Annotated in this window: 16 protein-coding genes; 3 read left to right on the forward strand and 13 right to left on the reverse strand. The window is 46.5% G+C overall.

The genetic code is table 11. The features are described from left to right. Positions 1-10: 10 nt before the first annotated feature. Together EHO60_RS14860 and EHO60_RS14865 are read right to left on the reverse strand one after the other, a co-directional pair. Positions 11-8224, reverse strand: a complete 8214-nt coding sequence (locus EHO60_RS14860; protein ID WP_135769004.1) for a TIGR04388 family protein — start codon at positions 8222-8224, stop codon at positions 11-13. 393 nt (positions 8225-8617) lie between these two features. Continuing rightward, positions 8618-9583 (reverse strand): hypothetical protein, encoded by a 966-nt coding sequence (locus tag EHO60_RS14865; RefSeq protein WP_167880240.1) that lies wholly within the window; start codon positions 9581-9583, stop codon positions 8618-8620. A 271-nt stretch (positions 9584-9854) separates the two neighbouring features. On the opposite strand from EHO60_RS14865, the gene EHO60_RS14870 reads away from it, so the two are divergent. Further along, the gene (locus tag EHO60_RS14870; RefSeq protein ID WP_135769006.1) at positions 9855-10253 is read left to right on the forward strand and encodes a hypothetical protein; all 399 of its coding nucleotides are present in this window, start codon (positions 9855-9857) and stop codon (positions 10251-10253) included. 5 nt (positions 10254-10258) lie between these two features. Here EHO60_RS14870 and EHO60_RS14875 read toward each other — a convergent pair whose 3' ends face one another. The 8 genes from EHO60_RS14875 to EHO60_RS14910 form a co-directional block, all read right to left on the reverse strand. Beyond that, positions 10259-11149, reverse strand: coding sequence for an LIC10906 family membrane protein (locus tag EHO60_RS14875; protein WP_135769007.1), 891 nt, complete (start codon positions 11147-11149; stop codon positions 10259-10261). Positions 11150-11170: 21 nt separating this feature from the next. Then, positions 11171-11794, reverse strand: a complete 624-nt coding sequence (locus EHO60_RS14880) for an LBL_2463 family protein (RefSeq protein WP_135769008.1) — start codon at positions 11792-11794, stop codon at positions 11171-11173. A gap of 308 nt (positions 11795-12102) precedes the next feature. Further along, on the reverse strand, positions 12103-13476 hold the full coding sequence (locus tag EHO60_RS14885; protein WP_425460307.1) for an N-acetylmuramoyl-L-alanine amidase: 1374 nt from the start codon (positions 13474-13476) through the stop codon (positions 12103-12105). A gap of 89 nt (positions 13477-13565) precedes the next feature. Then, on the reverse strand, positions 13566-14324 hold the full coding sequence (locus EHO60_RS14890; protein ID WP_135769009.1) for a hypothetical protein: 759 nt from the start codon (positions 14322-14324) through the stop codon (positions 13566-13568). Positions 14325-14378: 54 nt separating this feature from the next. After that, entirely contained in the window at positions 14379-15068 is a 690-nt protein-coding gene (locus EHO60_RS14895) for an O-methyltransferase (protein WP_135769010.1), read from the reverse strand. A 17-nt stretch (positions 15069-15085) separates the two neighbouring features. Continuing rightward, positions 15086-15916 (reverse strand): MBL fold metallo-hydrolase, encoded by an 831-nt coding sequence (locus tag EHO60_RS14900; protein WP_135769011.1) that lies wholly within the window; start codon positions 15914-15916, stop codon positions 15086-15088. 1 nt (position 15917) lies between these two features. Continuing rightward, positions 15918-17351: a M16 family metallopeptidase gene (locus EHO60_RS14905; RefSeq protein ID WP_246028339.1), complete on the reverse strand. Its 1434-nt coding sequence runs from the start codon at positions 17349-17351 to the stop codon at positions 15918-15920. Further along, positions 17348-18916 (reverse strand): M16 family metallopeptidase, encoded by a 1569-nt coding sequence (locus EHO60_RS14910; RefSeq protein ID WP_135769012.1) that lies wholly within the window; start codon positions 18914-18916, stop codon positions 17348-17350. The genes EHO60_RS14905 and EHO60_RS14910 overlap by 4 nt, the downstream gene beginning before the upstream one ends. An 84-nt stretch (positions 18917-19000) precedes the next feature. Here EHO60_RS14910 and EHO60_RS14915 point away from each other — a divergent pair, with 84 nt between their 5' ends. Both EHO60_RS14915 and EHO60_RS14920 read left to right on the forward strand, forming a co-directional pair. Next, positions 19001-19684, forward strand: a complete 684-nt coding sequence (locus EHO60_RS14915) for a hypothetical protein (RefSeq protein ID WP_210409380.1) — start codon at positions 19001-19003, stop codon at positions 19682-19684. Between the two features lie 13 nt (positions 19685-19697). After that, positions 19698-20123 carry a lipoprotein gene (locus EHO60_RS14920; RefSeq protein WP_135769013.1) on the forward strand — a complete coding sequence of 142 codons (426 nt, stop codon included), beginning with the start codon at positions 19698-19700 and terminating at the stop codon, positions 20121-20123. 54 nt (positions 20124-20177) lie between these two features. On the opposite strand, the gene mpl17 is transcribed toward EHO60_RS14920, so the two are convergent. The 3 genes from mpl17 to alaS all read right to left on the reverse strand — a co-directional run bounded on the left by mpl17 (position 20178) and on the right by alaS (position 23902). Then, positions 20178-20573, reverse strand: a complete 396-nt coding sequence (gene mpl17 / locus EHO60_RS14925) for a cell surface protein MPL17 (protein ID WP_135769014.1) — start codon at positions 20571-20573, stop codon at positions 20178-20180. Positions 20574-20645: 72 nt separating this feature from the next. Continuing rightward, complete coding sequence (locus tag EHO60_RS14930) at positions 20646-21140, reverse strand: YajQ family cyclic di-GMP-binding protein (protein ID WP_135769015.1); 495 nt, start codon at positions 21138-21140, stop codon at positions 20646-20648. After that, entirely contained in the window at positions 21137-23902 is a 2766-nt protein-coding gene (gene alaS, locus EHO60_RS14935; RefSeq protein WP_135769016.1) for an alanine--tRNA ligase, read from the reverse strand. Before alaS ends, EHO60_RS14930 begins: the two co-directional genes overlap by 4 nt. Between the last annotated feature and the right edge of the window lie 76 nt (positions 23903-23978).

Raw genomic sequence — 23978 nt, forward strand, 5'->3', positions numbered from 1 at the left:
AGTTGCCTCATTATTTATAGATCCGGAAAATTCGCAAGTAAGGCCAAGCCTCGGGAGGTATAGGTTGCCCGAATACCAAAACCTTCTGCTTCCCCTTTGAATCAATATACTTCATCTGTTCTCCCGTATGATTCAAGTAAAGCAATTCTCCCTTAGAATTCTTACCAATCTCATAATAATGATTTGGCCCAGGCGTAGAATACATCCCTTTATTAAAGTCCGTATCCGCCCAAACCTGCATTGCCTCGCCGGGTTTCAATGAAAGCACCAAATTCTTGATCTCATACATAGGCATTGGATCCCCCGTATACCGATTCGCTTCTTCAAAACCAACTCCATCCAATTTATCTCGATTGTTTAGAGGGTAGGTTTTTTCAAAACCAGTCAAGAAGGCTTGGTCCAAGACAAGTCCTTGAGTCTGCTGCTTTCCTGGAAGAATATCGCCCATTTCGATTTTGTTTAAGAAATAGTCTCCGAAACTAGCTTCAAATCTACCATTAACGCGGCCTTCCATATAATTCGTATCGACACGACAAATTGCAGCCTTAGTTTGTTCTCCGATTCTTTCGGAAGTTACTTTGTATTCTCCTTTTTCATTTTTCCCAAAAATCAAATTCTTCTCTGCTTGGAAATTCTCCATTCTCGACCTCCGAATAGTTTCTAAGGTTGAAATCTCAGAACGCTTGCTCTTCATCCTTTTTGTCATATCTTTTTCAATCGCGACCTTCGCATCCTTTGGAATATCTGGATTAGATTTTAGCACCTCCAAAGTTTTGGACATCATGCTTAGACTTTCTTTTGCAGATGTAATCCTTTCATTCCAAGGAGCTAAATTTGGGGTGAATCCTTTTCCATCTGGATACTTTGCTCGCAGATAGTCGATAATCACTTTAACAGGGATTTCCATCCCCGTATGTTTTGCACCGCCATCTTGCCCGTTAAATTCAGGTTCTGCAAGAGTCTTTAGATACTCATCACTTCCGAATCGAATCGAATTTCCGTTTTCATCAACAAAACTATTTTTAAAGGTTCGATCTGCGATCCGATTAATTACTTCCATTTTCTTATTAATCTCGTCTTGAATCTGCTCCGGTTTTAACTTCTTGTTATTTGCAAACTCGGCTTCTAAAGTCTTACGATAATCTTCTTTGACTTTATTAATTGTCTCATTCGCAAGTTTAGGGTCAACCGGATCGAACGGGAGTTTTTGGCTTCCTTGATCTCTTACGATCTTTTCAGGTTGGAGGAAGACTTCTTGGCCTTTCGTATTGAAATATTTTACCTTCTCTCCGCTTGTCATCGAATTTACGAAATCCCCAAGCAGTGTATCTCCTTTCCAAACTAGTCTTTGTTCAATCAAACCGTCCTTAGTAATCCGAACATATTCTTTTACATTCGGTTTTTCATAATCCCGAACAAAAACTGTTTCTCCATTGAGAGTTGTCTTTTTATAAACTTTCTCTTTCCACTTCAATTCTGTCTCTTTAGGGCTATACGCCTTCTCAACTTCACTTCTGGAAAGGATAGGCTCCTTCTCATCTACTATGTAGTTATGCACCACCACCGGCTCATCTCCTACGAATACAAAATAGCTGTGGTTCTTCTCTACTTCTAAGTTATACACTTTCTCAGGTCTACGAATCTCCTGGATCTCTCTGATTTCCAGTGTCCCTTCTACTTCCTCTTTCCAGTTGGAACGGAGGTCCTCGTTTACCCAAGACCTGTCTCCGATGGATGCAGCAATGACCGGGATATTTGCGAGTCTTCTCTTCAACTTCGCATTCTGTAGGCTTCTTCTCGTAATGCTTCTATCACCTGCTCGCAGGTCTTCCACCTTCACCCACAGATCCCCTGAAACTCCGGAATCTTTACTCCTTTGTCCTGCATTTAACACTCCAAATGGGTGGTTCCATGTAGCTCCCAAGTTCCCTTCGTTTTCATACTTTAACTTGTGGATACTCATTACGTCGTGGATGAATGTCTCCGTGATCTTTTGGATTTCTATCTCACCCGTCTCTTCGTTAAGAGAATAGACCTCTTCCCCTACTTTCAAGGATTGGATTGACCTTCTGCCTTTAGGAGTCCAAACTCCTGTTTCCGCTACAAAACAGGTTTTTGTCCGGAAGAGGTTCTCCGCAGTGTCCACTGCGCTCAGTCCCGTATTCGCACCACCAAAAGCAAGTAACACGTCTCCCAACACTCTGTTCGTTAGTTTCTGCCATGTCTCTGTCACAGAAGGTTCGAATTCGATTCGGATCCCGATTCTTTTCCCCGCAAGTTTCAGTTGTTGTTTGAAGAGCTTCTTCTTCTCTTCCGTATCCAGTTTGGATTTCATCTCTTCGAAGAGGTCGTTGATTTTGTTCACTCCTTCAGGGCTACTCAGGAGTACACTCAAGTCCGATTTGGACAAGAGTCCCATCTCTGCGAGAAGTTTTCCTGTTGTCGTCGCAACTGTCTTACTTCCTTTCTGAAAATTCTCGATCGCATGTTCTTGGATAAATGCCAAGTTCAGGTCGTTTTGGAAGTTGATGTTCCCTTCCAATTTCTCGAATTTTCCTGTTGCAGTATTATAATTTACCGATGCTACTGTAGATCCCTTGAACTGACCGCTCAAGTTCAGTCTTCCGTCGTTCGAGTAGTTGAGAGTAGCTCCGTGGCCTCTGAGGTTCGGAGGAAGTCTTCCGTCCCCGTAGTTGTAGTATCCTCCTATGCTTGAGGTTCCGTCCTTACTCACGCTTGCAACCAATCCTCCGTGGTGTAGGTCTCCTTTTTCTTTCCCGAACAGATCCACTCCTCCGCTTACGCTCGTATTCCCGCTACTTGCGTTATAGCTACCTCCCAAGAATCCTAAGCCTTCTCCATTCGCTCCCTTGAAGTTGTAGTTTACGTTCAAGTCGATTCCACTTCCGGGAGTAAAGCTCAGTCCTACGTTCGCTCCTTCGTCTGCGAATGCGAATCCTCCTCCCCAACCTCCTGCTTGTCCGTCTTCTCCGAGGAGAATGTCTTTGTTTTGGTGAGGTGTCCAACTCACGAACCCTGTCATCGGAAGGTTCGAGCCCATTGTCACTGTGCTGATGATTCCATTGACCAGTCCTGCGACCGCTCCGTTCGTTCCTCCTAACTCATCCCCGATCCATGTCTGTCCGACGGTACTCACGAGTCCTGCGATCAGTTGGCCGTTTGTTAATTGAAGTTTCAGCATGTTCCCGCCCACTTCGAACAGATCTTTCGAAAAGGCCACGGTTCGGAGCCAAGACACATCCTTCGCTGTCTGGCCCACAGTCTCCGCTCCTTTCGCTACAGTCGCCAAATCTTCTCCTGCTTCCACCATCCTCGCTTCGTTTGCGATTTCTGTAGTCGTCCCCGCAACTGTCTCGCTTCCAGCTCCTTCCGTAAGAACCGTAAATGCAATCGCTGCCGCCAATTCGATCCCTTGCTCTATGTCCAAAAGCTTTTGCTTTCTTGCCTGTTTCTTGGATTCTTTCTGGTCAAAGTAGTATTTGAGAGCTGCGGCAACTCCTTGTTGTTCTGCCGGATTTCCGTTCGGATCCAGGACCTTACTCAAAAAATCGAAGACTGCATTTCGTTCTTGTTGCTTCCACCAATACTTGTCCAAAGAACCTTGGTGGGCCTGAGCTTCGAGGGTGGCTCCGGTAAAAGAATTCGACAACGCAAGAGTCTGTTGGTAAAATTCCTTGGTCTGGGACTTCGTAAAAAGCCCCGTCAATCTTCCTGTGTCCACCATGCTTAAGAGAGCCCCGCGGAAGATCTTCGTCATCATGATCGAAAGGCCTCCTTTAAAAGCCTGTCTGTCCAAATAGGTTCCGCCTAAGGTGAACAAATCTTCGTTCGCGTGCAATTTGTTCAAATCCGCCTGAGCTTGCTGCCGTCCCACCATTTCCGCGACAGCGTTCGCGATCGTTTGCACGGCTTGGGGATCCATCCCTTGGTTCATACCGTAGGCGACGGTCGCCTCACGGATGAGCTGGACCTGAGCTCCCTGCCATTGCTTGATCGCGTTTTTATCATATACCATCTTCATATCGTCGATCGCATACCGCAGGTCTTGGTCGAATTTCCGTTCTTCTCTTGCGGAAATCAAACCCTCCGACCGCAATGCGTGGCCGCTAAATTTGAGAAAGGCTCCCAAACCTTCCGCCCCGAGACCTCCGACCGAAGCCGTGAGGGCCCGGTACATTCCATCGAGCCGGGACATCGACAAGAGATTTCCCCTCATCCCCAATTCCTCCTTCGCGTCCTTCATCCGGAAAAAAGAAGCCACCGCCCGACTCACATACGCAATCTGTTCCGGAGTCGCATTCTGGGATTTCAGGATCTCCGTCGCGATAAAACCGTACGTAGCGTACTTGTCTTCCTTCCATTGTTGGATGGCGCGAAGGTCGTCCGCATGAGTCAAATCTAGCACCTGCCGATAGGCAGGATCCAGGATGGCGTTCCCTAAAATGGGAATTGCTTTTAAAAACGAATCCACCTTGTTCAAAAAACCCAAATGATGCTCTGCGTTCTTGTAAGCTTGTTGGTCCATATACACCCCGGCCGCAAAAGCCGCCTCGTCCGGAGTGAGATGGAAGGCATTCGCGAGAGCGGTGGCCACCATCCCGTTCACCAGATTCTGGGTTTCCTTCTTGATAAAATCCTGAACTGAACCCTTGTGCAAAACCATGATGTCGATCACATCCGCGATGAGGTTTGCATTCTGCGCCTGAGCGCTCGCGCTATTCCCGGCCGCTTGGAGGTTGTAGTTGTTCGCGGTTTCAAGAGCGTTCAACTTGGATAAAATCGCGCCCGAATACGAACTATTCACAAAGAAATTGTTCATGCTCGCAAAACTACGGCTGATAAACGAAGAGAGAATGTCCCCTTCGTGATGATCCGGATTTGCATCGAAAAGACTCCCGAAACTGTTGGCCCCACCGCCGAGAGCAAAAACCGGAGCGTTGATCGTGACATGCCTCGAAGCCGTCCCGAAACAGTACGACCCCGCGTCCGTCGCGTTCCCGTTACAACCCGGACTCGAAGCGGAAGCGGAACCAGTATACACAGACTCGTCCATAGAGATGGAATCCGTGCTCTTGTCGTAGGAAACATTCGAATATTTGAATCTAGTATACTGGTTGCAGGAATCCATCTTCTCCCCGCAAACGCTCTGGATAAAAGCCCCCAGTTCCGTAGCGGACCCCCCGTTGCACTTCGTAGGATCCACACCGCAGGAAGAGCAGGAACCTCCGCTGCAAGAAACGAAATACCCCCGCTCGTCCGTAAGATACGTGTGACCGTCCACTTCCTTCGTGGACAACTTTCCGTGATCCTTCAAAAGATCCGCCTCTCCGTTCTGGGTAAACGTCCGTTCCGAACGCAAGGAACTTGCAAGATCCTGCATATAGCTCGCCCTCGCGTTCACGATCGCGTTGTTCGTGGAGGAAAGAAGGGACAGATTCCCCATCCCTGTCGCAGCGCTCCCGAAAGCCCCGGAAAACTTGGAAAGAAGGTCGAAATTCGGAAGACCCTTACTCGGATCGATCCCATCCAAAGCCGAACCCATGCTTGCAAACGGATCGGAGGAACCAGAACCTTTTGGGATCGAGGAAAGTTCCGCGCCGGAGGACCCGGGATTGAAACGGGCAAACAATTCCCTCGCGACCAGGTTCGCATCCGCCTGCCCTTGAGAATTCTGAAGTTTGGAATTCGCAGCCGCAAACTCACCGTTCACCTTCGTTTGCAGATCGTTCATCTGGGAGAGCCAAGACATCTCGCTTTTCTGAAGGTTGATAAGAGAAGAAGAATATTGAGACTGAGCCTGGGACAACAACCTCGCCTCCGACTGTTGCCAAGTGGAATACTGGAATTGGAAATTGCTCACCTGAGCCGACCAATTCAGGATCGCAGGCGCCACATTGTTCTGCCAGTTGGTCGCAAACTGGTTCAGTTGGTTCAAGGCAGCCTGCCAAGTCACCGCGTTCCCACGACCGTTCAGATCGGAAGTATGATAGTTCAAAAAGATCCCGATGGAATCCTCTTGCATCGTAGTGTTGGACAACACCGGCCCCCAGTCGGTCACCCCAGCTTGGTCTTCCGTATAATTGTAAAAGTTATTCCCGTAGGGACTCCCGATCGTGGGATTGTTTTGGAAGAATTGGTTCGCACCACCGATCGCAGGGACTTTACCTGCAGGATCAAAAAAACAGCCCAACCAGTCGTGGCAGTATGCGGGGTCCATGTTCCAGTTGTTCGGACCGCCCTCCGTGATCATGTAGCTATTCCCCACATAACTACGATCGTTAAACGCAACGAGGTCCGTACCTTGACTACTCACCGCATCTACGATCACGCCGGGTGCGATCCCTGAAATTGCCTGTGCCACACAAGCATCATTGAAGTCGTTCGAATTGTAGGTATTGTCTGTGATCGTAGGGTTACTCGGACAGACTCCGCTCGAGCCCGCAGAATACTCGTTCATGAGCCAATTCTGAAAATCCGTACCGCTGATCTTCCCGGAAAGAAAATCCACGATCTCCCAAGCCAGACCCACAAGACCCGTCCTTCTGTCTGGACGGCCTTGGGCGCTCAAAAAATCCCAGGTCGTGATGTACAAGCTCGAACTGCTGTGAGAAGGCTTGATGGAATGGTTGAAAGGATCGAAGCCCAAACCCAAAGACTGGCTTCCCCCGATCCCGTTCCCACCGTACAAAACGGAGTTCAACTGGGTGTTAAAGATCCCTTGCTCCCTCGCAAAAAAAGAGGACATCGCATTCGAAGCATATACCAAAGAAGCCTCGAAGGACTGCACCTGACAAGAATCCGCAACCCCGTTTGTGGAAGGACAGACCACGCAATTCGGATCCCCGCTCGCACAGGAAGAAGCCACATACAACCCCGTAGGCGCGGAAGGATCCGACAAATCCACCACTGCGGAAGCGCAGGAATGGCCCGCAGGGCAAGAGGAACCCGACAGAAACTTAGAGGAGGTAAAATCAAACTGGCCTGAAGAACAAACACTACCGACATTTACGCAGGACTGAGGGTAGCTCAACAACTGCCCCGAAGTGGCGTCAAAAATCCCGTAGGAAGTCAACCCTTGCGTGATCGCTGTTTCGATATTGTTGATCACATTTTGGAAAGCCTTGCCGTCCGCGTTCAAGGACGTCCGAACGGAAAAATTCTGACTCGGATTCGAGGAACAATCCCCTCCGCTCGGACAAACCGCAGAGAGATACTGCTGAGTGGAAGTGTCATAGCGAAGAGAAATGCAAACATCCCCGCTCGCGCACGAGGAGGAAAATTGCCTAGAGGTCACGTCGTACAGATAATCCGCACAGATGTCTCCGGAAGGACAGGCCGGAGAAGAAACATAAGACCCCGCCTTGGAATCAAAAAGAACATTCGCGGTATTCCAAAAAAGATCCGTGCCGTTCAGGAATTGCTGGTACCCGTCCATGGTTTGCTTCACCTGATCCTTAACGCTAGATTCGTAGGAAAGGATCTGCTGCATGTATGCCTGGTACTTCGCTTCCGTGGCGTTCACCTGGTTCAAAAGGTTCGCATAATTCTGGTTCAACGACTGGAGAGCTTGCTGGTAATTCAACAAACCGTTCTGCACATTCGCCTGAAATTGAGAAAACCAGTTCTGTTCCAACTGTTGCAAGGAATTCTGGGAAGAAGACAAAAACGGATTCGACAAAGGATCGGAGCCTATGCTCAAGGATTTCCCGGAAAGAAAGTCCTGGAATTCCTGCGAAAAAGAACGATCCATAGAGGCCAACTGAGCTTCTCCCGCACCGAAGTTACTCGAAAGAAAATGTTCCCGATTCAGTTGGATGGACACTTCTGCGTCCGCTTGCCATTGAGTCAAAAGACTCGAAGCCTGGCCCTCCAAAAAGTTATACACATAATTCTGATAATCCTGGACGCTCTGAAAACTGTCTTGGGTGTGAATGCTCGAAACCTTCGCGTTGATCTCCGCCTGCACCTGAGCTTCCCATTCTGCTTGCAAAACCCCGAACCCTTGCAGAACCAACCCGTCCCAACCCGCAACGGAATGTTGGTTGTTCGCCACCGAATACGAACCCTGCAAGTTCTTCTGCCATTGGGACCAATCATACGATTGAGGATTCAAAGAGGGAACATTCGCAGGTTGGCCGTACAAAGGAGAAAAAACACAGAACAAAAACAAGCAAACACGGACACAAAAAGAAGAATGAAACATGCAGAAAATCCTCCGCCAAAATATCCTATATTGGAATATAGAACCAAAAAAGAAAACTGCTACTTTCGAAAAAGGAAAGCACCCTAAGCGAAAAAAGAGATTTTCCAAAAACCAAAAATAGACGGTTTGGATAAAATATTAAATTACTTAACAATCAGGCAATAGAAAAACATTGCTGACATACAAATTTCACGAAAAATTTTATAAAAAAAGTTATATAAAAGGCCTGCCCACAGACCAAAAATATAAAAGACTATGGGGAGATTAGGATTACATATACGATCCCGAATAGAATACTATCCGATATACAAAATGCAGACAGAATTAAGATAGATGCAAATATTCTTCTCCTATTAAACTCTACTCACAACCGTTTATCATGAATTTTCCTTCCTAGTCTTCTTTATCCCCCTTCCGAGCCAATTCATTCGGCTTTGAAAATATTAACTGCACCCTCCGAATGAAATTGGTCGTTACCTTACTTGGTTCCATTTTTTTAGAATGAAGAACTTCTCTGAATTTCTCAAGTTCGAATTTTTGGGCGGCTTCTATCAGAAGTTCCTCTCTTTTTTTCTCGAACTTGTTGCAAATGTCTACATACTCGGCCGGATAGAGTTTATGAAGAAGCCACTTATTCAATTCTATAATAAGAGCCCCAAGCCTCGGGTTTCGGATATCCGAGGTCCCTCCGAATAAATTCGCATCGAATAGTTTATGGTAGGAGACCGGAATATAAGTGAGCCACAGGAAGGCCACCATTATTAAAACGGAAATTGAATTCACATGGATTGCCAAAATCGGAAGGATCCAAGAGTATATGTTCGCAGTGATAAATCCTACAAGGATCCCTGCAAACATATAGAGGGAATGCAGCTTTACTACATAGTCCCCTTTCACAAAATTTCTTCCTATCGCAATTAGAGAAAGTGCTATAGACCCAATCAAATAAATTTGGAATAAATTGTATCTGTAATTCGAGACATATACCGCGATTCCGTCTGTAATTACAAAAGGAGTTAGCTGCTCCTTCAATGTATAAATTAAGAAGTAAGTTATCGATATTAGGTGAATAAGACTCGTCCATGCTGGAGGGCTTTTCAGTTCGTTCGGATTAGCGTAGTTTGTAATAACATAGGTTAATAAAACCGGAATGAAAAGCGGAAAGAATGTAATCAATTGAAGAGAAATAAATCGAGCCGAATCCGAAAGTAGCGTCCATTCGCAGAGTTCTACTGACATCCCCCACCCTGCTAGTGAGATCGCCATAAGGACAAAGGAAATTGATAACTTACTTCGATCCGATCTTTTATAAAAAAACCAGCTAGAACCAATTGCCGTTAAAAATACTACGATCCCCATTCCTATTTCCATATTACCCTCTATGAAAGTTTCCTCAATTTCGAATTCTTAACGGAAACCTTTTGCCGGAATGCCAACGATTCTTGACCCTTTATTCCTTTGAATATCAAATTTTTGCCGCTATTACTCTTCCAAAACCTGCCGGCAGTTTTAATGTTGATATTTAACTTCCCTAGAATAAACCTTATATTTAAGGCAACCCATTACTGATGGTTTAGTCAACAGCGTTGACTACTGTCAACCAGATTAATCCACAGTATTGACATTTATTTTGAAAAAAGTAGATTATAAACGCCAAAATATAGCAAAACGCTTTTCTGAAGCGGTGGAGGATTTCGGAAAAGGACAAGAAGGCTTTGGGAAAGAAATCAACAGGACGAAGCAAAGCATAAGCCTATATTGCAGCGGAGAGAGGGAACCGCCGGACCTAGTTTTGCATGTCATGGAACTAAAATTAGGCTATTCAGCCGCTTACATAAAGGACGAGATTGGACCACTACGCCTTCCTTCGTCCAAGAAAATCAAAATTGAATCCCGTAAGCACGATGAGATTTGGGAAACGATCGTCAATACTCATTCAGAACGGATCGTTCAGGATTTATTAAAGCTCACTCCCGCTCAGAGAGAATCTATTCACTTGGTTATGAAGGAATTTCTCAGGAAACCCTGATGAAATTAGCGAATGTATCTTTTGAATCTGGATCTGAGGATTTTCGTGCGTTCCGATTTTCTTGAACCCGGAATGGAAAGTAGATAATTACTATGATCCAGTAGATCGGAAATAAACTTTTCATGCGACATTTGTAGGTTTAAATTGTAGCCGATTGGATCCAAAATTCTATACACTTGCATTACTAGGCCCAAAGTGATCCTTTTTAGAATTGGAATACCGGATCCTTCCAACACCCTTTCTCGGACCTGAAATGCATCAAAATGGATGATCGCCACTGACCAAGACAAAGCGAAGATAACCGATCCAGTACTAGCTAAGTAGGATTTGTTTAACCCAAAAAAAGGAAGAATGTAAACGAATCCGATGGAGATCCAAATTCCTAGTAAGCAACCGGCAAGGAGAAGTGCCGATCTAACTTTTACCATACCGCTTCCTTCATAGCTACTCTTAGAAAGTAAGATCATAGACCGAAGGGAAAACAAAACACAATAGGCGTTTGCCAAGTGGTAATTTAAGAATCCCTTGGCTTCGAAGGTTTCGGGATTTGTCAACACACCCATCTTAGATGAGAGAGCTGCACCGACTAAGTATAGAACGATCGCAGAACTTACGTATAAGGAAGTTTTCGGCTCCCCTTCCTTCTCGGTAATGAACCAAACAATTCTATAAAATAGATACGGGGCGAATAGGACGGGAATAACCGTAATGTTCAGGGCTAAATTTTTTAATTCTAACGGCAAAAGTCCCCGAAACGAAAATAAGAATCCCCAGAGAGAAAAACAGATACAAAGTAGCAAGAAATACTTTTGGACCGGTTTCTTAGGAACCATTCTAAAAACATGAATTCCCAAATATAGAACGAATATCGCAGAAAATAAACTGACCCACTGCATAAAATAACCGACGAAATGATTTTATATTTTTTCGGCGATCCTTTGCAAAGTAGTTTTTCCTATTTCGATAATATTTAAGTCAAAGGATTTACCGTTCAGGCTATCCGAAGGAAAAAATACCGGTTTAGAATATTGTGATGAGAAGATTGCTCCATTTGCCAAGTAATGTCTTTCGATTCCTCTTTTTTGTGGATTTGAGAACCCTAGTACAAGTTTATAATTTTCTTCTAAACAATGTCGAATGATTTCTCCCCCGTTCAAAAAAGCTGCCTTTATCCCCCGCTTTGAATTTTCAAATGCTACCGAATTCCAGTCGGCAATCCCCTCCCCCTCCACTGAATATCGAAAATCAGGGTCTTCTCCTCGGACACTGGCCTGTTCGATCGTGATTCGATTCTCCTTAGTCTTTTTAACGATTCTTTGAGCCGAAATGATTTCACCTTCGTCCTCCACGTAGATCCATTTTGACCAAGGAGTCAAATCCTGTCCGGATCCGCTCTTTTCGTATCCTCCATTTTGAAAGATGTTTCTTATAAAATCCTGGACCCTGCGCAACTCTATTTCCGGGCCCTTAGAATCGATATATCGAAGTTTGAATTGAGAAAGTTCTTTCGAAATGTAAGCCACAGCTTTCTTATGAGACATAATATTATTTATGTCATATTATGAAATTCTTGTCAAGATTACTTCTGTTCTTTTTTCTGAATCTACATAGTACATTGTTTAGGATAACATCTAGCCAGAATGTTTCTAGTTAGGTCTGTATAGTAGGGTTGGCTTAGGTTCGGAAAGCGATTGTTGAATCGATCTTTTGCTGTGAGAGGTTTTAGTTTAGCGGATTTGCGAGTTGTTAAGGAATGTTTCTTGGAACTATGGGCAAAACTTCGGAGCCGAGAACTTTTCGTAGGAAAGTCGAGGATTCGTTTTGCCCGTTGTGGAAAGAAGACTCGGAATTAGTCTTCACGAACGATCCGAAAATAATTTCCTTCCTCCCAATTCTCATATCTTTTCCAAGAAATCTTTTTTCCTTTCGGAACATAAGGTAAATCGAGTTGCTTTGGATGAATTCCATGAAAGAGGGAGTAAATTCCTACGGCTAAGGAAATTGCAACGTCCTTTCTGCGCTTTGTCAGAATTTGCATATCTTTTTCTTTATCTATATATCCGATTTCGAGATACGCGGAAATCGCATTGATAAACGTAGGAAGACTGTATGTCGAGATATAAGGATCGTTGATCGGTCCCGGACGTGACAGCTCCTCCTCGTCCGTAGGCATCGTTCTCAATCCGAACTGAACGAAACGCATCAACTCCGCCGATGCATAATGATTGTCTCCGCCGAATCCTTCCGCTCCGTCCTCCCTTCTCCATAGCTCGGGTTGCCCCCTTTCCCGATTCCAGAATGGCCCTTTTGCGGAATATTCAGAATGCTTCTTGGCATATTGTCCCGGTCCGTTCGCTTTCGCCTTCTCCACCCAACCCTGGGAATCCGCGTACTTCCATGTCACCATATTCTGACGGTATCCTTCGAAATTGGAAGTATCCGTCTTTCTCCCCGATTTGTCAGGCCAATAGCCGTTGAAATAAATCCAAGAATCCGCGACCGCGTTTTGCAATCTGGACCATTCCATCTTGAAGCGCATCCACTCCCCCCAAGGTCCGTTTTCGAAATTTTTCGCGGAGGCGCCTTCGGATATTTTCCGCAAGGAGTAAAAGGTTCGATAGGAAGGAGTCAATACCGCAGCCATTCCTCCGGGATGTCCCTTCCAACTGGGATTCAAGTGTAGGGAGAGAACCAGATAAGGTCTTGCCGCGTTGATTTTGGAAATTCTCCCCGGCTTGATTTGACCGCTCTTTTTGTCGGGGTAATCGTAGAGTCGATAGGGTGCGTTCGGATCTGCGGAAAGGTCGGGCCCTTCTTCCTTCGCAGTTTCTTCGCGAGTTAAATCGGAATCGATGCGCACCCAAACCAAGGTATCTTCGGTGAATCGTTTGGCGTAAGTCCGAAAGGTCTCGAAACCCTCGGGGCTTCGAGTCAAATCCAGAATTTCCTTCACTTCTTTGGCTAAAGAAAGTACGACCTCGCTTTCACGTCTGCTCTTCGTCTTTGCGCCGGCCTTGTACGGTTCCAGGTATTTCCGAGTAATCGGATCATACTTGTCTCCGTGCTCCTCCTTGGGCTTCAGATCCAAACCTCCGTGGCCGGGATCGATCAATATGTTAAACGTGCTTTTAGGAACCTCTTGCGAAAATACGGAGGAAGAAAATAAAAAAGCGAGAAAGAAGATTCGAAATTTATCGTTCACGTATTGGAAAGATTTTTCCACGAAGGATCCGTGTAAAGTCTGTTCCTGAAGGATTCGGGGGAAGTCGATCTAAAGTGAAACCCGGGACTTCCCGGGTTTTGTCGGTTCTTTTACTGCTGCTTGGATTCCGAGAATACGAGATTTCGGTTATCGCTGAGATCGACCTTGTATTTCTCTCTGACTCCCTTGCTTTCTTCTTCGGACTTGAGATGACTCAGGATGGAAATTCCGTATTCCTTTGCCAACCGAAGGTGAATGAGACTGTCCTTAAAACGGGAATCCTTACGCATACGTTCCGCCTGAATGTATTCGTAATATGCGATCTGTAATTTATGGTGATTTTCCGAAATATCTCTTCCGGAGTTTCCTTTAGTCGCACCCGCCGGCCCGCTTTTCTGCTCGGCACCTACGATGGTGTCTGCGCATTCACCCAAAAGCTGGTCCACTTTTTGGCTATAAAGATCGGAAAATTTGGAGTACAACTTGTTTGTGGCTTCCTCCGTTTCCCTGGTCTTCCTGCCTGAAACGACATATTTACGCATTAAGTAGAATTTGTACGCCTCGTTGTATTTTTTCCAAATCCCGTCGAATTCCTCAGGAGAACCCTGGACCTGAGAACCGAAATTCTTGATCACGATCTCCAAAGCCGACAGGTCGTGCCTGAGCTTGGACTGGGAAGAATTCAAGGTCCTTGCAAAATAAAATTCCTCCAAGTAATCGCCCTGGTATTTCGGATCGTTGGCCACGCTAGCCAGTTCCGCCGATTTGGAATCCGTGTTCGGTTGTTTGTTTTGTGCGATCGCGCCGTACGAAGCGGCAACCAGTAATCCTAATACCGCAATTCCCTTAGGGAAAAAACTTTTTATCATTATATTGCCCCTTCGCGGCAATATAGCACATTCCATTAGCGAGTAACAAGCTTTTTATCCGGAAAAATCGATGCAGATTAGGCCGTCCCCTACAGGAAAGAGCGTATAAGGCAAGCCGGATTCCTGGAGAATTTCCCAGAAGGACCGGATCGCCAGATCGGAAGGAGCCTGGCGTTCCGGGTCGGCAGGACGTCCGTGCCAAAGAACATTGTCAAAGACTACCCGTAAATCTCTTCCCCTGCCTCCGTCCCGAACCAATTTCAGGATCTCCGGATAACGGATTTTGTCGCAATCCACGAACAGAAATTCCTTCTCCCCTTTGACGGAGGAGGAAAAGAACCTTCGTAGGACTTCCACACATTCCCCCTTCAGAAGTTCGATCCGACGCGAATCCGCTTCCAGCCTGTCTAGATACGATTGCGTCGTCTGCATAAACTGTATTTCTCTATCTACGCTTCTGATTTTAGCGGACCCTTGCAGCGCCGAATAAATCCAGATCAAAGATACTCCGTAACCTGTCCCTAGTTCGAGAACTTCTGTGGGTTTCCAAGAGGACACCAAAAAAGCGAGTACTGCTCCGGAGGCGGGCGAAAGTACCGGAATCTCGTCCTTAGAGGCGTTCTCTTCCAAAGTGCGGAGCCAAGGATAAGGTCGGCGAACCAGATCGCGATCGATCCATTCCTCCAGTCCGTTTTTATACAGAGAGAGTCCTTTCTTATCCGCCTGTTTTTTAGAATCCGCCATATTTCGGAACGGCTTTTTTATTCCGGCAAAAACAGATGAAATCTGTCCTTTTCCGAGGAAGGAATCTTCTTTGCCAAAAGTTTTCTAATATAAGGAATAGGATAACGTTTGGAAAAATGAATGAGGACGATCTTTTCGTTTTTAAACGCGGAAAGATTGTGGAGAATCTCGTCCAGATGGATATGTCCCCATTCTCTCGCCTTTGCGATGTCCCTTTCCTCGTCTATATAAGTACATTCCAAAAAGATCACTTCCGACTCGGCTACGTCCTTGTGGGTCAGCACGTATTCTATTTTCGTATCTCCGGAAAAGCTCACTACGGGTTTTGAGATCACTTCCTCGATTCCTTCCGAGGATTTTTTCTTCTCCGCCAATTCCAAGGAACTCAGTCCTTGGAATTCTTTCCGCAATTTTTTCCGTTTTTCGTATATCGTATAACCTTGGGATACGACTCGATGAAACGTCTTCCAAGGTTTAAAGCTGTGGAAGGAATCCAGCTCGACTTCCTCGCCTTCTCCGACTCCGAACAGCTCGTATTGGTAAGGAAAGTCCTCAATCTTGGAATAGAGGGTTAGGATCTCCCGCAAAGGGGATTCCAACTCCTTCGGAACGTATATTTTCGGGGGAGAAAGTTTCCTTAACGATCTCTGTGAAACGTAATACGGAACGCCGGCGGAATGATCCAGATGGGCATGAGTCAACAGTAGGGTGCCTACGTGAATCTTATTCGGATTCTGATGGCCGATATCGAACATCAGATTCAGATTGGGAACGACGACGGAAGTCCTGATCCCGCCTTCGGAAATACCTTCGAAAGTATAACGCTTATGTTCGAACCGACTTTGCATTCTAAGGGATCGGATCCTCGGGTCCGATCGCTTTCGAGGAAGGAAGCGTCTGCAAAACTACGGCCTTGGGTCCCGAAATGACGGCCGTCAATTTGTCCCGTTTAAAATAGGTTTTTCCCGCTCTCTTAAGATCTTCTAAAGTCACAGCTTGGATCTTATCCCTGTAAATTCTGAGATAATCCTTGGGCATGCGGTGTTCCCGGAAACGAGCCTCGTTCCTCAGGATCTCCAACGAGTCCGTGAACAGAAAAATGAATTTATTCTGAATCGCTTCCTTCGCGTTCTTCAACTCCTCTTCGGTGATTCGATGAAACGTCTTTTCGCTCAGAATTTCCCCCATCAGATCGTATACCTCTAACGCGGTCTGCGACTTCGTCTGAGTCATAAAAAACAAAAGAGAATGATCTTTTTCAAAGATGGGATGACTGGAGGAGGAATAGGCCAAACCCTTATCGGACCGGATTTTGCTCATGAAGTAGGAATTGAATCCCCCTCCTCCGACGATATAATTCAGGATTTGGATGGCGTAAAAATCCGGATCGTTATGCGCAGGTCCGATCCCGAGGAAAAGAACTACGTTTTGGGTATTTCCTTTGTCCACCACTAGATTCTTATACCCTAGGGATTTAAGATTCTTTTCCAGTTCCGACTGCGGCAGGAATTCCGATTCTTTTTTTCCTCCGCCACCGGGAGCCGGCAACACTTCGTTTAAAAACGAGGATACGGTATCCTCTTTCCAATCCCCGGTCACCAACACGGATTTACGCGCCTTGGAAACGTAGTTCGAATAGTATCCGAATACGGCATCCGAAGTCAGTTTATCCAAGCCGGCGGCCGAAGAGAACTTTCCGCGGATTTTTCCTTTGTAGGCCAATTCCATCGCCTTACGGCCGGCCAAAGAAGCTATATTGTCATTTCTTCTCTTAATCTGTTCGCTTAATTGAAGTCTGCTTATCTCGAAGGCTTCCTGACCGAAATACGGTTGGTTCAGGAATTCCGCGATCAAAGTCTTGGACTCCTTATCGTACCTCGAGAGCCAGGAAAACGTGACCGTAATCGCTTCGAGGTCCGCATGGACCCTCATTTTGGAGCCGTAAGACTCCCAAACCTCCGCGAAGGTCTGTCCCGGATGTGCCTTTGATCCTCCCTTTTTCCAGGCTTCCGGCAGGATATCGGAAAGTTCGCATTCGATTTCCGGAAAGTAGGAAGGCCCTGCATAAAAGGAAATTTCGAGAGTCTTTAGGGGAAATTCCGAATTCGGAAGAAATAGGATTCGAGTATTCGGATCGGCGCCTAATTCCTGAATTTTCGGGAAATGGAATTCTAGGGCAGGAATCTTGACGTCCTTAACGAAATCCCCGGGAGCGGTCTCCGTACGGAAAGGAAACAGGAAGGAGATCATGAAAAAGAAAAGGTAGAATTTGGAGGATTTCACTTTTTGTCTCCTTCGGAACTGATCAGGTCTCCGACCGTGAGATTTCTCGGAACAAAATATTTCTTGGCCGCCCGTTTGATATCCTCGGGAGTTACCTTATCCAATTGGGAGTAGTCCTCGAAGATAGCCGCCCAATTCCCTGCAATGAGTTCGTAGTAGGTAAGAACGTCCGCAAGCTTTCCGTTATTGTTCAGTCCGCGGATGTAGTCCGCGATGATCTGATTTTTTACTTTAGCCAACTCTTCCTCCCCGACCGCTACGTTCTTCAAAGTCTCCAGTTCTTCCAAGACGGATTTTTCGATCCCATCGGGATCCACTCCTCGAACGTTCGTGATATAAATCGCGAAGAGACTGTCGTACCTTTCTCCGGGATCTCCCGTCCAACACGACACTTTCTGCGCTAATTTTTCCCGAAGGACCAATCTCTTGTACAACCTTCCGGTTTCTCCCTGGGTCAGGATCGCATCGATTACGTCCAGTACCGGTCGATCGTGATGAGGAGGAGCCGGGACCAACCATCCCATTACCTTCATGGGACCGGAGGGATGTCTTACGCTTATCCGTCTAGGATCGTGATCGTAACTTTCCTTGACCGAAACGGGTTGGGTCAGACTTCCTTCGGGAATGTCCTCGAAATAATTTCGAACGATCGTTTCGACGGCGGAGAAATCCAGATCCCCTACCACCGCTATGGCCATATTTCCCGGGCGATAATGCTTACGAAAAAAATCCTCGGTCTTGTCGATGTCCAGAAAGGGAAGATTGGATTCATAGCCGATCACCGGCATTCCGTAGGGATGTTTTTCGAATGCGGTTCCCAGGAATTTCTCACGGAGGGTGCCCAGACCTTGGTTATCGACGCGCATCCGCCTTTCTTCCAGGACCACGTCCCGTTCCGTATAATATTCCCGTAATATAGGATCCTTCAAACGATCGGACTCGAGCTTTGCCCATATTTCCAGGCGGTTGGAGGGCAATAAGATCTGGTAATTCGTAACGTCGTTCGTCGTGTAAGCGTTAAAGCCCACACCACCGTTTTTATCGTAGATATACGAATCCTCGTTGGATACCACGAATTTACGGTGCGTTTCCAAGAGACCCTTGAAGCGATTTTCCAGGATCTTTTTTTCCTTTAGGAAATTTTGCGGAACGGATTCTTTTCGATTGGCATATTCCCTTTCTCGAATATTATATTCGTCCAGACGTTTTCCCCAGACTCGAATTTGGTCCAGATAAACTTTCTCTTTTGCGTAATCGTTCGTTCCTATATGCTTCGTGCCTTTGAAAAGCATATGCTCCAATAAATGAGCGGTCCCCGCGATCTCGGGTTTTTCGTCGACGGACCCGACAAGGAACTTCGTATAAACCGCTATCGTAGGGGATTCCCCCCTTTTCATCATAAGCAATCGAATGCCGTTTTTCAGAACGACTTTCTTAACCCTAGATTCGAGGGAAGATCGGACGTTCGCAAACAAGTCCTCCTCGGCCGACAAATTCGAACCGACGAAAGAGAACAGGAGAATGCCTAGAATCGGAGAGATCGTTTTTGGAAAGGACTTCCACATACCAACAGCTTTTCCTCGTAAAGGCGCGATGTCCACAAGTTCCCCGAAAAAATCCCGCTGGTTTTTCCCGAGGGATTTGCAAAAATGGGAACCATGTTCCGTTGGCTGACGGTCTTAATCCCTCTTTGCCTCCTCTTTTGCGAGCCGGCCGACCCCGAGTTTAGAAGAAAAGCCTGGGATAACGTCACGGATACCGGTTTCATATCCAGGGAATATTTCCAAGCGGTCGTAACCGTTCCGATGCCGAATCAGGAGAAGCCCCTCCTGGAGTTGAGAGAAGAATGCAAGGCGAGAGCTTTGCGAAAAAGGGACGAAATCTCCGTGCCGATTTTGGCGACCCAACTTAGGGAAGAAAAAAGATACCTACAGGGAACCGCAGGACGGACTCCCGTTCCCTCCTATATTCCTCCGGCCCAACACCCCCAAGTGGGAGTTACGGGAGTCGCAGTATCTCCCGGTGCAGCTACTGCATCGCTGACTCCAAACCAACCTGCCCAGTCGACGGCGACTTCCCCCCAAAGCCAACAACAACCCACTTCGAATCCTTCCGACACAACAACTAAGGAAAATGCTTCCCGTAAGAAAGAGGCCGTGAACGCGGATTTTTTGGCTTACCGAGCAGCCTTCTCCTGGTTTTTTGAAGGCTTTTTTTTATATCGAGAAGATTATAGCGATCCTAAAAACTGTACTTTCGTTTATAGGATCGTACAAGCGAATTTGTTGAAGCGAATTTTAGAATCCCCAATCTATGACCTTCCCGTAAGGTAACGCCGGAGCGCTTATGCAACCTAAAATCGCCGTCTCTCTGATTTTGATTTTTTCCTTCTTCTCGGTTTGTAAAACACCGACCACAAAGGAAAGTGGACAAACGGAACCGCCCAAATCCGTCGTGCAGGAATCCGCACCTGCCGAAGAGGACCAATTCGTAAAAGCTACGGAGGGATTCCTCAATTCCTCGACCTACCAAGTAGTAGTCTCTTCTCTGGAAGGGAACGAACACGAAGCGTTGGAACTGGCAAGAAAACGGGCTTTGAATCTTTTCATCGCGGAAAAAGGCGAGTTCTTTCGACCTACGGACCGGAAAATATTGAAGGAATTGGTGGATTCGAAAGGGAAAATCGCCAAGACTTCCCGGCCGATCAACGGCAAGACGTATTATCTATTTCAGGTCACCCAACCGGATCTAAAGATAGAATTAAAAAAATAAAACGAAGGAAGGTCCGGCTTCGCATTCCCGCGAAAGCCGGTAAATTCGGAAAATCTATTTAATGATTTCCTTTTGAACGATCTTGCCCGGGATACAGATGTTCCGATTGTAGTCGCAGTAAAAAATCTTTGCCTGTATCTCCAGTTCGCCCTTCCCTTTTACCGTGATCGGTATGGGTTCGACCGATTCAAAATATTCCTTTTTCTTAGGGGAGGTCTTTCCTTTCAGCTTCAGGTCTGAGGATTCCACTTTCAATCCGGGGCCGGAGACGATTTGGATTCGATGAGGCGCGTCCTTTTGGATTCCGAAATGAGAAGGATGGACCACCTTCAAAAAGTAAACCTCACCGATGCCCTTTTCCAATTTGAATTTGACCGGACTTTCCTCCTCAGCGGATAGTCCGACGCTCAGAACGAGAGTCCATATGATAACGAATAATTTCTTTGTCATGCTACTTTAGACCTGATTTTTTCGAGGATGTTTTTGACCGGAACATAAATCCGAACTTTTCCCAAGTCCGAATTATCCTTTGAAATTCTGGAATTGAAGATCGAAAGGTAGATCCGCATTTTTTAACATTCGCATGATTTCTTGGAGATCGTCCTTTTTCTTTCCCTGAATTCGGACGCTGGTACCCATAATGGTCGCAGTCACTTTTAGCTTAGAATCTTTAACGACCTTCGTGATTTCCTTGGTCTGCTCTTTTTCCAATCCGTTCTTAATCTTTACCTTCATCCGAACGGTATTTCCCGTGGCAGGCTCGACCTTGGATTTGAAATCGAAGGATTTCAATCCCAATCCTCTCTTGGCCATCTTATTGATCAATACGTCGATGACACTTTCCAGCTTTGCTTCGTTATCGGAAGTGAGGGTCAGATTTTCCTCTTCTAACTTGATTTCCGACTTGGATCCCTTGAAATCGAATCTTGTCTTAATTTCGCCGATCGCCTGGTTTATCGCGTTTACTAATTCGGGTCTATCGATTTCGGACACTACGTCGAAGGATGGATCGCTCATACTTTACTCCCGTTTAATGCAGCCTTTGCGCGATCGACCGCGACTTGCACTGCCTCTTCCAGCCTAGAGACGTTTTTGCCGCCTCCCTGCGCCATATCCGGCTTTCCTCCGCCTTTGCCTTCCAAAAACTCGCAAGCGGACTTAACCAGATCACCGCAATGAACGACCTTGCCTGCCAAGTTTTGAGAACAAGTGACGATGATACTCGCGTCTTCTCCGTTTCTGCTTGCGAGCACCGCGATCATATCCTTTTCCCTTACCTTCAAACTGTCCGAAAGTCCCTTCAGGGCTTTCGCGTCTTTGAAATCGAAAATCGCTTTTAGAACTTTGGTCGTCCCTGCGGATTCGGCGCTTTCGAGAACGGATTGGATCACAGTAGGATTGTTTTCGAAATCCTTGGATTCCCGGTTTTTCTTTTCCTTCAGGAATTTGGACTGTGTTTCCTCGATTTCAAAGGAAAGTTTCTCGGAAAGCTCCCTGAGTTCCCGCACCGCATCGGATCCCTTCGCAACAAAGAGAGAACGGATTTCTTCCGGCCCGGGAACATGGGTCTGAATCGTAAGAGAAGCGGATTCCGATCCTAAATCCTCTTTGATCTTCAGATTGAGATTTTGGACGGATTCCGTAAGCTCCGCAAATCGATTCTGAAAAGTCTCGATCACTGCCGGCCCGGCCACCGCCTCTATACGGCGATTTCCCGCCCCGGGGCTGGATTCTTTTTTGATATAAAAATAGCCGATGTCTCGGGTATTCTCTACGTGGGTCCCGCCGCAAAATTCCAGAGACCTATCCCCCATTTGCAAAACGCGGACAGAATCGCCGTATTTTTCGTCGAAGGCGGCCACTGCTCCCGTCTTTTTCGCCTCTTCTATCGCTAGAACCTTCGTTTCGACCGGAATCGAAAGAGCAATGCTTTCGTTCACCCAGGACTCTATCCTTCTGATTTCCTCTCCAGTCATAGGGGACGGATGGGAAAAATCGAATCTAAGATAATCGGGAGAAACGACGGATCCTTTTTGCATCACGTGCGTACCGAGGATCTTTCTCAAGGCTCCGTTCAAAAGGTGGGTGCCGGAATGGTGGGATTTCAACTTCTCACGTCGTTCCTTTTCCACCTCTAAAACCGCCGACTCTCCGACCGCAAAACTTCCATTCAACACGATTCCGTAATGTAAAATGATATCATTCTCTTTTTGAGTATCCAGGACTTTGAACAGGGAGGAACCCTTTTTGACGAAACCGGTATCGCCTAACTGTCCTCCTCCTTCGGGATAAAAAGGAGTGGCTCGGAACGTCAGAACTCCGGATTGACCTTCACGCAAGGAATCCACGGATTTATTTTCGAAAAATGCGAAAGTGATCGGCGCTTCCGCTTCCAAGCGGGAATACCCTAAAAACTCGGTTTTATCCGTCTTCGTTCCGGTAAAGAGACTCGAGCGGTTCGCCTTCCAGGTCTCTCGGGAAGTCTGCCGGTCTTTTTCCAGCTCCTCGGAAAAGCCTTCCTTGTCGAAGGACAGTCCGTGTTCGGCGACGATTTCTTCCGTCATTTCAGCGGGAAAACCGTACGTCCCGTAGAGAAGGAAACTGTCCTTACCGGAAAATATTTTCGAGCCGGAGGCGACGGTTTTGGCTACCAAAGCTTCGATTTTCTCCAGACCGATCTCCAGCGTTTTCAAGAATAGTTCCTCTTCCGCAAGAAGGGTCCTTTCTACGCTAGCCGCATGGTTTTCTAATTCCGGATAACGCTCCTTGTAAATCGAAACGACGGGAGCTACCAATTTATAGAGAAAAGGCTCCCTCAATTCCAGTTTCCGCGCAAAGAGTACGGCTCTGCGGATCAAGCGACGGATCACGTAACCCCTTCCCGTACGATCGGGAAAAATTCCGTCCCCGACGGAAAATAAAACGGATCGAATGTGATCCGTGATCACGCGGAAGGGCACCTTCGTCTCTTCTACATACTTCTTTCCGGAAACTTTCTCCACTTCGGAGATGATTCCCCGGAGTTCGTCCGTATCGTAAACGGAATCCACTTCCTGAAGGAGAAGCGCTACCCGTTCCAATCCTGATCCGGTGTCTATGCCGGTCTGTTTCAGGGGATGAAGGTTTCCCTCCGTATCCTGATTGAACTGATTGAATACTATATTCCAAAATTCTAAAAAACGATCGCAGTCGCAGCCCGGTTTGCATTCCTTTTTAGTACCGCATTCCGGAAAACCCCTCTCCGGTCCACGATCCAAATACAATTCCGAACAAGGACCGCAGGCCCCGCTATCTCCCGCCGGTCCCCAAAAGTTGTCCTTTTTGCCGAGACGGGTGATCCTTTCCGGAGGAATTCCTTTGGAAATCCAGATTCTTTCCGCCTCATCATCGTTCTCGAAGACGGTAATCCAGATTTTTTCCTTAGAGAAACCCAGGTAGTTTACGGAGCAATCCAGAGAGAACTCGATCGCTTCCTCTTTGAAATAATCCCCGAAGCTGAAGTTACCGAGCATTTCGAAAAACGTACAATGTCTTTCCGTTTTACCTACGTTTTCCAAATCGGTGGTGCGGAGGCACTTTTGAGCGGAAGTCGCTTTCGTATAAGGCAGTTCGACCGCTCCCGTAAAATACGGTTTGAACTGAACCATTCCTGCGGTGGTGAATAGTAATGTTGGGTCCCCCGCAGGTAAAAGGGAAGAGGAAGGAACCACGGTGTGTCCCTTTTCCTTAAAGTAGTTCAGGAAGATATTTCGAATCTCGGCGACTTTCTTGTACTTCATTGTGTCCTCTAAAAACAAAAAATGCCCGAGGTCTTGCATTCAAGAACTTCAGGCATTTCGAGAAACGGTTCGAAAA

The sequence above is a fragment of the Leptospira fletcheri genome, from assembly GCF_004769195.1.
Taxonomy (GTDB): domain Bacteria; phylum Spirochaetota; class Leptospiria; order Leptospirales; family Leptospiraceae; genus Leptospira_B; species Leptospira_B fletcheri.